Genomic DNA, 12,600 nt, shown 5'->3' with positions numbered 1-12,600 from the left:
CTTTCAGCCGGCTGTTTTCTCATTCGCCCATGCTCTTAAATTTGCTAAGCGCGGTTCAGGATCAAAGCCCATTTCCTTCCCCATGTTGGCGCACATTTCACAAGGAAACTCCTTACACTCCCCGCAATGCTGCAAATGCTTTTCCTCACAGCAGGTCTTTACCTGACAGGGACTCCCCCAGAACGGCTGCTTCATGGCATTGCAGCCAAGACAATGCACCGCTTCCTTTCTTTCACATGTTGTACAATCCACACCACATCTTGATGAACACATCCTGTACTCCTTTCTCTGCCTTAAGGCAGTTCCTTCATTTTCTCTAAGCCGTCACTGCTCTTTAGCTCCTCGCACAGAGTATGGCACCAGGTAAGCAGGGTTTCACAAACGCTCAGCTGCTGCTCAAGAATACTCCTTCCCACATAGGGAATTTCCTTTTTCACATCCCTTTGCATGCTCAGATATGTACGTGTATCCTGCAGACTTTGCGCTATTCGCTGAACGCACTCCAGCCCCTCTTCCTTATCAACCTTGTTCAGACTGACAACCACAGCATTAAAATCAAACAGGATTTCAAATGGCTGTGCACTGATTTCATGCATCAGCTCATGGAAATATTTTTGACCCTCACGAGTCAATGAATAGATGCTTTTCTCGGGCATGTTTCCCTCCCGCTGCCGCTTCGTCATCAGATATCCCTTCTGCTCCAGCACTCTCAGCTTTTTATAAACAGAAGGTGAGCTGATTTTCACCCAGTGAGAAAGATTACGATATTCCACATGCTTCTGGATATCATAGGCACTGCGGGGCTGATCATACACCATACCCAGTAGAATCAAATCAATGGAGGATACCACACCATCACCTCTTTTCCTAATACTACTATACTGTATACTATATGTCAATAAAAAAAGAGTGCCTATTCCTTTCTCAGGATACAGACAGCCTCTTTCAGATTATCCTCATTGAAATACTTGTCCCGAACCTGTACAAAATGGTCTTTGAAGCTGCGCTCCATATCCAGGTCATCGATCACCACATAGCGTTTAATTTCCGGATATCCCCACAAATACATTTGAATTTCTTCTGCTTTATTACCGGTATCCATCGTTACATCCACCAGATACCTGTCCAGCCCATGCAGGGAAAACAGCAGCTGCAAGGTTTCCAGCGAACGGTGAAGCCGCCATGAGGAGGTCAATACAATGGATGCATGGCAGGTTTCGGCAAGCTGCCGTATATAACGGCTGGCTTTTGGATACCAGTCCAGATCCACAGCAGCGATGTCATAGGCATTCACCGGTGCAAAGCGCTGATCCTGTGAAACATAGTAGGCCTTTAATGCGGCTGCATCATTGCGCAGATATTCATGAGAACCCAGCGGCATCAGTACGCCGTCGATATCAAGGAAGATGATGTTCATGCCCCAGCTCCTTTGTCCAATGGTTCAGTATATGAAGCGCCTGCCGATAACTTTCTTCATCAAGGATGTCCGGCGTAACCACATCATGTCCGGGAAATGCCTTCCGCATGGAGATATCATCCAGAATGACGTAGTTTTCCACTGCCGGATGCGCATCCAGATAGCGCTGTATAGCTCCTTCCTTGAAGAACATTTCCTCATTATCTGTCATGTCAACAATATAGCTGTCCAGTCTCCACAGGGAAAACAGCCGCTTCATTTCATCCAGACTCCGCATGCACTTCCATGAGGTTTCCAGCACAATTTTTGCACCGCTTTGCTCACAAAGTCTGCGCAGCCGCTCTACCGCAGCTTTCTGGAAACCGCAGACCACACTGCACAAATCCCAGTCTGTTATCCCTTCCGTGGAAATCCCTTCTTTTTGTAATCTGCTTCGCACAGCCTCCGCATGAAAACAGCTTGTCCTTCTGGAAAAGCAGGGGTACAGTACACCGTCGATATCAAGAAATATAACCTTCATGACGATTCCCCCTTTCTTACTCTCAGTATATCATGAAAACCCTTTCCCGTTTCTGAAAAAGTCTTTTTCTTTTTGCACCTGCAGGTTTATGTATTCCCGCACAAGGCATACTATGTATGACAGGAGGTTTTTATTTATGAATTTAGAGCTAGATGGCAGAGTCGCACTGGTCAGCGGCTGCTCGCAGGGTCTTGGATATGCCTGTGTACGCACACTGGCCAGACATGGTGCAGATATATTCGGCGTCAGTATCGGTGATGATTCCGCGTTGAAAAAAGAGGTGGAGGCGCTGGGAAGATCGTATCATTCCCTCACCGTATCCCTTACGACACCCGGCAGCATTCATGATGTCATGAAGGAAGTGCTTGCCGCCTATGGACATGTGGATATTCTATTGAACTTTGCAGGCATTCTGAAAAAGGAGGATACTCTGGAAATCAGCAGACAGGCATTTCAAAGCGCACTGGATATCAATGTAACTGCGGCGTTTACACTTTCCCAGGAGGTTATACGCCAGTTTATCAGGCAGGGGCATGGAGGCAAAATCATCAATGCATCCGGAATCCTGCCCTATGGTACCAGCGAATACTGTGCCTATTTCACCAGCAAGGGTGCCGTGGAAGCAATGACGAAATATATGGCACATGAGTTTGCGGGCAGAGATATACAGATCAACGCAATCACACTGGGCTTCATGAATGAGGGAAACCGGCTGCAAAGCGGAGATGGACAGAATGATGATTTGTCTGTCTTAAAGGAAATTCCCGCAGGACGCTGGGGTACCTGGCAGGATCTCGACGGTCTGCTTCTTGTACTTTGCAGTGCTGCAGGGAATTACATCAATGGTGCCTGCATCCCGCTGGATGGCGGCTACAGTATCTGATGCTATGTAGGAATGGACTGCTTTCCATTCCTTTTTTCATCTCTCATTCCAAAAACATCGCTACGACCCATACCAGAAACAAACCGATCAGCAATACAAGCAGCAGGGTCAGGTAAGCCAGTATGATGTCTTCTCTTTTGGGTTCCATCCGTTCCACCTCATGCTGTACTATGCAGTTTGCTTCCATAAATCTAGGCCTTTATCCTATAGAAAAGAAAGTAATGTTAAAAACATGAATTTTTAGACCGATAAAATTCCGTATTTGATTACTTTTTCTTATGAATGTTACTTTTTCAGATATAATAATGCCGGGCATATTCGGGGAGAGTACATGCCCACAGGAGGAAGACATGAAAAGAAATCAAATTGATACGGATTTGGGTGCCGCAATCAAGGAGGGCATCATACTAAACAATATGACACAAAAGCAGCTCGCAAAGGCTCTTCATATATCACAGCAGACGCTCAGCTGCTACATACACAACCAAAGAACACCGAATATACATGATCTGGTGGCCATATCCCAGATTCTGAGTCTGGATATTTATGTATTACTTGGCTTAAAGAAGGACATACCGGATCATCTGGATCATATTATATACAAAAATATAATGAAGCTGGATCACAAAGGCAAAAAGATGGTATACGATTACGTAGAGCGTTTGTTGAAATACAGCTGTCCGCATTAAAAAAAGCGCCGGCTTTTGCACAGGCGCACGACTGCCTCCAGCCTGCTTCAGAAGATACAGGCTGCCAGATATGCCGTAATACAGGACGCTACCGCAACACTCAGCAGGCCTTTTCCCTGATATGCCAGTACCAGCCCCACAAAGCAGCCGGCACAGCTTGCCAGCGTGTGACCGGTAGCCGTAAAGATGGCTGGAAACGTCATGGCTCCCAACACGGCATAGGGTACATAAAATAAAAAGGATTTTATAAAAGGACTTTTGATTTCCTTCTGAAAAAAGGTTAACGGAAGCATACGGATCAGATAGGTAACGACTGCCATTACCAGAATGTAAGGAAGATACTCAGTCATGCTGCACCTCCTCCACCGGAAAGAACCATGCCCCAAACGCAGATGCGGCGACTGTACAGATAATGATGACGAACCCGGAGCTGACAGGTACAACTGCCTGCATAGCGGCAAACAGACAGCTTAGAATCACAGATAAAAGCAATACGATACGCACGGAGCGCAGCTTTCTGGCCGGAGGTATGATAATGGCAAGGAACATTCCATAAATGGCGATACCAAGGGCAGACCGGATTGCTTCCGGAAGCAGCGTACTCGCCGCTCCCCCCAGAAAGGTACCCAGTGTCCAGCAGAATACCGGAAAGGCGATAAGTCCTGCCATATACCATTTCCCGACACGCTCATACGTACTGCTGGCAAGAGCAAAAATCTCATCGGTGACGCCATAGGCTATCAAGGCGCGCTCATGTGTTTTCATATGCCGGTCGACCTTCTGTGTCAGTGACAGGGACATCAGGGCATAACGCAGATTGATGATAAACTGTGACAGAGCCAGCTCCACATAGGAGCCGTGCGCCAGCATCAGCGTCAGACCGGAAAACTGCCCGGCACTGGTTACATTCGTTAAGGATATCACAACGGCAGCCTCCACCGGAATCCCGTTGGAAACCGCCATCATACCAAAGGTAAAGGATACAGACAGATAGCCAAGCCCAATCGGCACACCATCCTGAATTCCCTTTCGAAATCTATTCTCCACTAGTTCCAATTTCATACACCCCGCAATACTTAGGTAACATTATACAAGAATTTTCCTTGTTTTAAAAGGGTGAATCCCGAAACCGAGAAAAGAATACATATAGACAGCCTTACGGGTGCACAAATTCAGCGTTTCGGTGATACGCCATTGCCACTGACAGTGTATGCAGATGTCCGTAATAAATATAAGGAAGGATGAAGCAAATGCTCTGCGAGCACATGATCGTACTGAGAGGAATGCGTAATACATAGCAATCGGTAACACCACGCATCAGCAGTATTGCTTATAAAGTCTCTGTCCTGATTGAACATGCAGCTTACACAAAAACGAATCTATTAAGAATACTGCTTTCCTGTGAAAGCATTTTTCATTTTTGCAGCATCAAGAACATTATAATGCTTCTCTTTCCTTCAGTAAAAATACAAAAGAATCCTTTTCTTCATAACGGGGAAAAGGACTCTTGTTTACCTGAGCTTTCGTATCAGACAAAAATAAACCGCTCGATGACCTCCGCTACCGCACCTTCATTATGGTCGGCTGTACAGACATAATCACACATTTCTTTGATTTCCGGAACCGCATTTGCCACAGCGGCTGAAAGTCCTGCCTCCCTTAGCATTCCCACGTCGTTGAAGTTATCACCAATGGCGATGGTTTCCGACAGGTCAATCTGCAGATGCTCACACAAATCACGCAGACCAAGACCCTTATCCACACCATATGGATTCAGCTCAAGATAGCGGTTGCTGGAAAAAGAGACGGCAACCCGCTGATCGGTAAGCGCATGCAGCTGGTCAGCCAGTGTGTGAAGATAGGGGATATCCGTATTCTGAAACAGAATCTTTGTTATCGGTGTACCCTTTAAAAAGGCAAGAGACGTTTCCTCACATACGATGGAATCCGGCTTGAAGGAAAACAGCCAGGATCGCTCATCCTCATTCAGATGAAACGCATACACATCCTCCGCTGTAAAAACCTGTATGCAGACATCCTGTTCAATACCGAAGGCAAACAGCCTTTCAGCGATTTCATAAGGCAGCTCATGAAAGGAAAGCTTTCGGTAGTTCTTATTCTCCGTCACAACACCGCCGTTATTGGAAATCGTGTACTCCTGTTCAGCATCATAGACTCCCAGCGTATGCAGCACATTATCAATACAGGTGTAGCCCCGTCCGGTTGCCGGTACAAACCGCACACCATACTCCCGCTCGGCACGCTTGATGGCCGCTATATTTCTGGCGCAGATTTCCTTATCCGTATTTAAAAGTGTTTCATCCAGATCACATGCAATCAGCTTATACACTCGCGCTCCCTCCTGCCTTTTTCTGATAATTCGCCTTCAGCCACATCGCCACAGCATCCGCATCATGATCACCGATCACCGCTGTTGCTGTGTTTTTCAACTCCTCAATGGCATTTCCCACCGCATAGCATTCATCACTGATTTGAAACATCGGCAGATCATTGATGGCATCCCCAAAGGATATCACCCGGTCATATCCGCCTTTTTCCTTCAGCTCCAGAATTGCCTGCGCCTTGGAAACTCCTCGTGGCATGACCTCCAGCCAGTATTCCTCCCGGTACAGCTCCTGTTGAAAAACAATCACATAGTCGGTTGTTTCCTCCAGATATTCATACATCGGCTTTAAAAAGGAACCGTCGTGAATACAGGTAAAGTAGAAGACATCCCCCTCCAGCAGCTGCTCTGTGGTATCCACTTTACGAAAACGCTTGTCATAGGGGCGAGATTCCATGTAGTATTTCCCACCTTCATGCATCCCCTCCTCCATATAGCTGACCCTTTCCCTTCCATCAATGTAGGAATAAACAAAGGGTATCATATCATGCCTTAACAGATAGTTCAGAATATCCTGTGCATCCTGTCTGGTAAAGGAATGCGAATACAGGATATCATGAGAATCCGGATCCAGCAGATAGACCCCATTGTATACGATTAAAGGTGTACGAAGATGGAGTCCCCTGGTTACCAGAGAAGCGGACGTTATGGAGCGTGCTGTCGCAAAGGTGAATTCCATTCCCTCCTCCACCAGAGCATTGATTGTCTCAATCGTTGTATCGGTTAATGCAGTGTTGCTGTTGAGCAGTGTACCATCCAGGTCACTGACGTAAAGTGTCTTCATGACGCGTACCTCCTATTTTTTTATGAAAGCAGAAATAATACAGACCATAGGTTATAAACAGAAACAGAAAGAATACCAGTGTAAACTGCAGACTGAAGGTATCGCTGCCCTGCACGATTTTTTCAATCAGTGAGGATGGATGCATGATATCCCAGGAATTCAGACGCAGAAACCGTCCCAGATACACCCCATAGCTGCTCAGCAGACAAATCAGGGCGGCAAGCAGCCAGGTGCGCAGCTGACCCAGCCTTTCCGCCGTGAATTCGTGCAGCAGATAGAGCGAACGATAGCCGCTCATGATGCCGAAGAAGATACCAACAGCCAGATGCAGCAGCTCCAGCCAGGGGAGAAGCTCACGGACATAGACACTTCCGGTTTCCTGAAAGATATAGAAGGTCAGCGGTGAGATATGTATAAAATCCGTAATCAGATACGGTACATTGGGAAACAGCAGCAGCCAGCAGAGAAAGGCAGCCAGCATACCAAGGTGATGACGACGCTGCTGTGCCGCAAAAAACAGCGTCATAAACAGATAGGGTAACAGAGCGAGAAACACATTCCATACAATTGCTCTGTGAATAAATATACCGCTTCGCTCATAGACATAAAGACTCACCAGTGCATAGGCACCAAGTGCAGCCAGAAGCCAGAAATTCTGCTTCCATAGCTTTTTCATCATGGACAGCCCTCCCTCGTTCATCAGTATAGCATATATTCTACAGCCACCGTTTATCATTTCCATGACATTCTTCATCTTTTCTTTCTTACCGATTCGTGATACATTATACTATATCACACGCAAGAGAGGTATCTTTATATGAAGAAAAGTGAAAACAGTAAAATTCTACCCTATACAAAAAAACAGATCGCTTCTGTTATTCTGCATCCGGAAACCTGCAATATACGTGGTTATCAGGTATATAAAAAGCTGGATGAGGATAACTGGATTGAAGATTACGGCGATCATTTTCTAATGAAATTCTATTTTACAGAGGTGAGTGAGGATCGTATCGTTATGGAGCGGTATCCGTTCGCTCAAAGCAGCGTCCATGTTACCAAAACCATATTTGAAATGAAGGATGCGGACAATGGTCAGGTGGAGCTGAGTATCAGGGAAAAGGTTACCAAAGGGGATTTCGTACGAAAAATCACAAAGGTCATAGAGAACCATGATCAAAACGACACCTATTATATGGATTTGATCACAAGAATACAGAAATACTGTGCAAAGAGGAAATAAGATAGGCATTTCCTCTTTTTGTTTATTGATTTTATAAACAAATAGTGATAATATCATATTGTAGTTTATTGTTTTAATAAACAGAAAGGAGATGTGTTTATGAAAGGTGTAAATTGGGACGTATTTTATCAGGCAGAACCATTTACCATCCATCGGATGCCGAAAAAACAGGAACCACGCAAATCAATACTTGCACTGGCGGCTGCACAGCTGCCTGATCGTGATCTCAGTGAGTGGGAATTGAATGAATTACTCAAGCCAATGTACGAGGATTTTGTAGAGCTGCGCCGGTATCTGGTGGATTATAAGCTGTTGAATCGCAGCAGGGACGGAAGCCGCTATCACATTTGTAAATCATATGGTGATACGATAAAGTAGTTGAAAAAGAAGCTGTAAAGTCTATGACAAAGTCTTTCGTATAGATTTTTACAGCTCTTTTTTATGCTTTTAAAATTGTATAAAGAAATAACTTTAATGAAAACATGATGCAACTACACGCTCATTTTAAAACCTAATCCTTATGTCCTTTATGCCGTCTGAAACAGATGATTTCCTGTATCAGGAAAAAAACCAGAATAGCGATACATATATTCACACCTGTAAACCAATCTACGTTTCCACCGAAATTCAGCGAAATAAAATAAGCAATCAAACAGCCAATCCATACGCCAATAAAGGTTTTTATTAGACGGCTTATTCTTTTATTCATTCTATCCCCTTTCTTTATCTATGATAAGGACAGCATAGATAATCCAAGCTCCATTAATTTTCGTGCATATCTATCTTTCCACTTCTGAGATGTATAACTTCCGACTTTTTTTGTACATTTAGCATCTTCATATACAGTATAAGAGTAATAGTGCCATTGATAATCTGTCGATACATATTGTGTAAGCCGAATATAAAACTTTGTATGTCCCTTGTTTACCAGTGCGGAAACAGAACTTACTAATGTTGCTCCTATAGCTCCAAAATTTGAACCGACAATTCCTCCAAGTACAGTAAGAAAAACAGATCTGACATCTATAGCATTATTTATTGTGACAGGATCCAGAGTAATCGTTCCTAGATTTATCCACGAGTGCTCCGGGTAAGGATTACTTGCCCTAAATGCTACAGGAAATTCTGTTGCATGTACAATAGATGTAGGTAAAACACATGTATACAACGCTGATGTTAAAATAAAAGTCATAACTATTTTACTTATTTTTTCATGCAATTATCCTCCTTATAATATGCAAATTTTAAATATATATTTTCTAAAATTACCGCTCATTTAATGACTTACCTTGCAACAGAAATCAACAGTATATCGTAAGAATAATCTATTAGCTTTAGAAATGTTTTTAATCCCCCATTGGTCTTTCCCTTGTTTACTTAATGTAAAATCCTTTCTATATATATAGTATATAATAACTAATGAAGAAATATAAGACTTACATAGCATTGATTAATTTGTTATAATATAATTATAATGCTATAATTAACCACAGTCAGCGATTACTATCTTTTCCAATTTATTAGATAATATGATTATCTTAATATATTCGAATCATCTTCCTTTTATGTCTATATATCATTCTTTTTTAGCTATAATGGCGTATCAATAAAAAAACTTATCAGACACATAATTTTTGGCTCCGAATATGCTCTAAATTCACCTAAATATAAAACCATAACATTTTATAAAGTGTTATGGTTTTATGATATTTTTTTATTTCGCAATACGATAAATATTTTCCATATCCTCTTTCTTCAAAACCTTGAAACACCCGATCGTGCGTTCGTCCTCAAAGCTGCACTTCCATGCCAGCTTTCGGATATCCTCCTCACCTAACGCAATTCCCATTTCATGAATGGATGTCAGCATACCGATTTCCTTAAAGAACTGTTCGGTTGCTTCAATTCCTGCCAGTGCACACTCGATATCGTTTTCTTCCCGGATTCCCATTACATTTCTGGCATACTGCGCAAATCTGGATGGCTGTTCCTGATAGACATAGCGTGCCCAGCTGCCCCATACGGCAGCCAGCCCTGCACCGTGCGCAACCTTGTACATCCCGCTCAGCTCATGCTCCAGCTGATGACAGGCCCAGTCACCGAAGCTGCGGCTTCCTGTTATATCGTTATGAGAAAGACTGCCTGCCCACATCACCTCTGCGCGGGATTCATAGTTGTTTGGCTCCTTCATCAGAATACGGGTATGCTTCATAACCGTACGCATCAGACTCTCTGCAAAGCCGTCAGTGATATCCATGTTGTTTTCCTTTATGAAATAACGTTCCATGGTGTGTAAAATGATATCCGTACAGCCGCTTGCTGTCTGATAGGGAGGAAGTGTCATAGTCAGCTCCGGATTCATAATGGCAAACCGGCATCGTCCGTAATCAGAGCTTAATCCACGCTTCAGCCATCCGTCTTCATTGGTGATGACACTGGAATTACTCATTTCACTGCCGGCAGCCGCAATCGTCAGTATCGCACCCACCGGAAGGCAGCCGGTTACCTTTTTCCTTCTTGCATAATACTCCCATACATCGCCTTCATTCACAACGCCATAGCCGATGCCTTTCGCAGAATCAATCACACTGCCGCCCCCAACTGCCAGAATGAAGTCCACCTGTTCCTTTTTAGCAAGAGCGATTCCCTCGCGCACCTTGGAAAGCTGCGGATTCGGCACAACACCGCCCAATGTGACGGCGGAAATCCCGGCCTTCTTCAAGGACGCCAAAACACGGTCAAGCAGACCGCTTTTCACAGCACTCTGTCCACCGTAATGCACCAGTACCCTGTGACACCCCTCCTGTTTCAATATAGAACCAATTCGCTCCTCTTCTTTTCGACCGAAATACACGCGTGTCGGAGCGTAAAATGTAAAATTGCCCATAAGCTACCTCCTGTATATGTCATTAGTTTACAACGAATCAAACAAAGGCGCAAGTCATGCGGGAGGCTCATAAAAAAAGCAGCGCGCAATACACTGCTTATCCGGTGAATTTTTCCCACAATCCAAACAGAAAAATAAACATTACAATCAGCGGCAGAACATAAGATACATAGCCTCTTGCCTTTTCCGGGAAGCGAAGACCTTTTCCGGCATTCGCCTCTGCCACAAAATTTTTCCAGCCCCAGCCAAGCTTTCTCGTACAGAAGAACAGGAAAACCAGAGAACCAAGCGGCATAATAACATTGGAAACAAGGAAATCCAGCAAATCCAGCACAGCGCTTTCTTCACCGAAAGGCTGAAATCCGGACAGGACACTGAAGCCGATTGCACAGGGGATGCTTCCCACTGCGATAATAATAAAATTCAAGAGAACACTCTTCCGCCTTGTCCAGTTACATAAATCAATTGTAAAGGAAACAATATTTTCAAACACGGCAATGATGGTGGATAACGCCGCGAAGTTCATAAATACGAAGAACAGAGTTCCCCACAGCTGTCCGTTTGCCATTTCATTGAAGATATTGGGAAGCGTCACAAACACCAGTCCGGGACCGCTGTCAGGTGCTACCCCGAAGGACATGCAGGCGGGAAAGATAATCATACCTGCCATAAAAGCCACAAACGTATCCAGCGCCATAACCCGTACACCCTCACCACTCAGGGAATGCTTGCGGTCAATATAGCTTCCAAAGATTGCCATACCACCCATTCCAATGCTCAGTGTAAAAAAGGCCTGCCCCATCGCCGCATAGATGGCATTGAAAATACCGTTTTTCATCAGTTCATCAAAATCCGGTATCAGATAAAAGGAGACACCCTTCATCGCACCATCCAGACTCAGGGACTTTACTACCAGCAGGATCATAACCGCCAGCAGCAGTCCCATCATCCCTTTTGTGATTTTTTCCACACCGTTTTGCAGGCCAAGCGCACATACACCGCAGCCGATAGCGACAATCAGCAGCATCCAGAACAAGGATGCCTGCGGATTCTGCTGTAAAGAGGCAAAGACATGCTTCACCTCCTGCGGATCAAGACCGTTAAATTCCCCGCTGATCATCTTTGCAAAATATGCGAGCATCCAGCCGGATATCGTTGTGTAAAACATGACAAGCAGATAGTTGCCAGCCATAGCCACATAGGAGAACCGATGCCAGAGCTGACCCGGCTTCTCTAAAACATGAAAGCTTCTTGCCACACTTTTTCCGCTTCCTCTTCCCACGGAATATTCCATAACGATAATGGGAAGCCCCAGAAGCACAAGAAAAAACAGATACACGAGTACAAAGGCTCCTCCCCCGTATTTTCCCACCATATAAGGAAACCGCCATATATTGCCAAGACCGATGGCACATCCTGCCGACAAAAAGATGAAACCGAGTCGGGAGGATAATTTTTCTCTTTTATTTTCCATAATTACTCCTTTAACAAAGTGTCCTGCGGATAACGTGCCCCGGGAACACAGACGTTCTTCATTGTAAAAGAATTTTGTATGGAAGTCAACGAAAACGAAGGGAAACATACTTACTGTGTGTTCCCTAAAACTATTTCAAAAAAGTAAGAGATAGGAAAATGTAAAACATGCATCCATTTCCACAGCTTCTTCATACATTTGCCTGAATTTATAAATAAAATGTCACAAATACACTATTCACGGTACTGTGTTTTGAACTTTTTCAATTTCACTCAAATGCTTTTTAGTGACGTATTCTCATC

17 protein-coding genes are annotated in these 12,600 nt (G+C 44.2%); 4 read left to right on the top strand and 13 right to left on the bottom strand.

What is annotated here, in order from left to right; translation table 11 throughout:
• Nucleotides 1-3: 3 nt before the first annotated feature.
• The 4 genes from ACESPQ_RS04495 to ACESPQ_RS04480 form a co-directional block, all read right to left on the bottom strand.
• Complete coding sequence (locus tag ACESPQ_RS04495; RefSeq protein ID WP_002608008.1) at nt 4-273, bottom strand: DUF3795 domain-containing protein; 270 nt, start codon at nt 271-273, stop codon at nt 4-6.
• Nucleotides 274-293: 20 nt separating this feature from the next.
• Nucleotides 294-851, bottom strand: coding sequence for a PadR family transcriptional regulator (locus tag ACESPQ_RS04490; RefSeq protein ID WP_118002654.1), 558 nt, complete (start codon nt 849-851; stop codon nt 294-296).
• A gap of 62 nt (nt 852-913) precedes the next feature.
• On the bottom strand, nt 914-1,417 hold the full coding sequence (locus tag ACESPQ_RS04485) for an HAD domain-containing protein (protein ID WP_002608006.1): 504 nt from the start codon (nt 1,415-1,417) through the stop codon (nt 914-916).
• Entirely contained in the window at nt 1,398-1,937 is a 540-nt protein-coding gene (locus tag ACESPQ_RS04480) for an HAD domain-containing protein (protein WP_044905803.1), read from the bottom strand. The genes ACESPQ_RS04485 and ACESPQ_RS04480 overlap by 20 nt, the downstream gene beginning before the upstream one ends.
• 136 nt (nt 1,938-2,073) lie before the next feature.
• On the opposite strand from ACESPQ_RS04480, the gene ACESPQ_RS04475 reads away from it, so the two are divergent.
• Together ACESPQ_RS04475 and ACESPQ_RS04470 are read left to right on the top strand one after the other, a co-directional pair.
• A complete protein-coding gene (locus tag ACESPQ_RS04475) occupies nt 2,074-2,820 on the top strand; it encodes an SDR family oxidoreductase (protein WP_002608004.1) in 747 nt (248 codons plus the stop codon).
• Between the two features lie 350 nt (nt 2,821-3,170).
• Nucleotides 3,171-3,509: a helix-turn-helix domain-containing protein gene (locus ACESPQ_RS04470; RefSeq protein WP_002608002.1), complete on the top strand. Its 339-nt coding sequence runs from the start codon at nt 3,171-3,173 to the stop codon at nt 3,507-3,509.
• Nucleotides 3,510-3,556: 47 nt separating this feature from the next.
• Here the strand turns inward: ACESPQ_RS04470 and ACESPQ_RS04465 are convergent, their stop codons facing one another.
• The 5 genes from ACESPQ_RS04465 to ACESPQ_RS04445 form a co-directional block, all read right to left on the bottom strand.
• Nucleotides 3,557-3,859 (bottom strand): AzlD domain-containing protein, encoded by a 303-nt coding sequence (locus tag ACESPQ_RS04465; protein WP_002608001.1) that lies wholly within the window; start codon nt 3,857-3,859, stop codon nt 3,557-3,559.
• Nucleotides 3,852-4,571: an AzlC family ABC transporter permease gene (locus tag ACESPQ_RS04460; RefSeq protein WP_257376835.1), complete on the bottom strand. Its 720-nt coding sequence runs from the start codon at nt 4,569-4,571 to the stop codon at nt 3,852-3,854. Before ACESPQ_RS04460 ends, ACESPQ_RS04465 begins: the two co-directional genes overlap by 8 nt.
• A 466-nt stretch (nt 4,572-5,037) precedes the next feature.
• Nucleotides 5,038-5,859 (bottom strand): HAD family hydrolase, encoded by an 822-nt coding sequence (locus ACESPQ_RS04455; protein ID WP_242408784.1) that lies wholly within the window; start codon nt 5,857-5,859, stop codon nt 5,038-5,040.
• Nucleotides 5,852-6,697 (bottom strand): Cof-type HAD-IIB family hydrolase, encoded by an 846-nt coding sequence (locus ACESPQ_RS04450; RefSeq protein ID WP_002607998.1) that lies wholly within the window; start codon nt 6,695-6,697, stop codon nt 5,852-5,854. The genes ACESPQ_RS04455 and ACESPQ_RS04450 overlap by 8 nt, the downstream gene beginning before the upstream one ends.
• Nucleotides 6,675-7,376 carry a DUF1361 domain-containing protein gene (locus ACESPQ_RS04445; RefSeq protein WP_002607997.1) on the bottom strand — a complete coding sequence of 234 codons (702 nt, stop codon included), beginning with the start codon at nt 7,374-7,376 and terminating at the stop codon, nt 6,675-6,677. Before ACESPQ_RS04445 ends, ACESPQ_RS04450 begins: the two co-directional genes overlap by 23 nt.
• A 138-nt stretch (nt 7,377-7,514) precedes the next feature.
• Between ACESPQ_RS04445 and ACESPQ_RS04440 the strand changes: the two genes are divergently transcribed.
• A complete protein-coding gene (locus tag ACESPQ_RS04440) occupies nt 7,515-7,937 on the top strand; it encodes a hypothetical protein (RefSeq protein WP_002607996.1) in 423 nt (140 codons plus the stop codon).
• Between the two features lie 99 nt (nt 7,938-8,036).
• The gene (locus ACESPQ_RS04435; RefSeq protein WP_109771134.1) at nt 8,037-8,315 is read left to right on the top strand and encodes a DUF2087 domain-containing protein; all 279 of its coding nucleotides are present in this window, start codon (nt 8,037-8,039) and stop codon (nt 8,313-8,315) included.
• 133 nt (nt 8,316-8,448) lie between these two features.
• On the opposite strand, the gene ACESPQ_RS04430 is transcribed toward ACESPQ_RS04435, so the two are convergent.
• The 4 genes from ACESPQ_RS04430 to ACESPQ_RS04415 all read right to left on the bottom strand — a co-directional run bounded on the left by ACESPQ_RS04430 (nt 8,449) and on the right by ACESPQ_RS04415 (nt 12,298).
• Nucleotides 8,449-8,646 carry a hypothetical protein gene (locus ACESPQ_RS04430; RefSeq protein WP_008819650.1) on the bottom strand — a complete coding sequence of 66 codons (198 nt, stop codon included), beginning with the start codon at nt 8,644-8,646 and terminating at the stop codon, nt 8,449-8,451.
• Between the two features lie 18 nt (nt 8,647-8,664).
• Nucleotides 8,665-9,156, bottom strand: a complete 492-nt coding sequence (locus tag ACESPQ_RS04425) for a hypothetical protein (RefSeq protein WP_109771135.1) — start codon at nt 9,154-9,156, stop codon at nt 8,665-8,667.
• A 495-nt stretch (nt 9,157-9,651) separates the two neighbouring features.
• Nucleotides 9,652-10,824: an iron-containing alcohol dehydrogenase gene (locus ACESPQ_RS04420; protein WP_373143984.1), complete on the bottom strand. Its 1,173-nt coding sequence runs from the start codon at nt 10,822-10,824 to the stop codon at nt 9,652-9,654.
• Nucleotides 10,825-10,921: 97 nt separating this feature from the next.
• Nucleotides 10,922-12,298 carry a sodium-dependent transporter gene (locus ACESPQ_RS04415; protein ID WP_002607991.1) on the bottom strand — a complete coding sequence of 459 codons (1,377 nt, stop codon included), beginning with the start codon at nt 12,296-12,298 and terminating at the stop codon, nt 10,922-10,924.
• Nucleotides 12,299-12,600 lie beyond the last annotated feature (302 nt).

Origin of the sequence: Clostridium sp. HGF2, from assembly GCF_964240115.1 — a bacterium.
Classification (GTDB): Bacteria; Bacillota_I; Bacilli_A; order Erysipelotrichales; family Erysipelotrichaceae; genus Clostridium_AQ; species Clostridium_AQ innocuum.
Note: the sequence above shows the minus strand (reverse complement) of the source record. Positions and strands in the feature narration are given on the sequence as shown.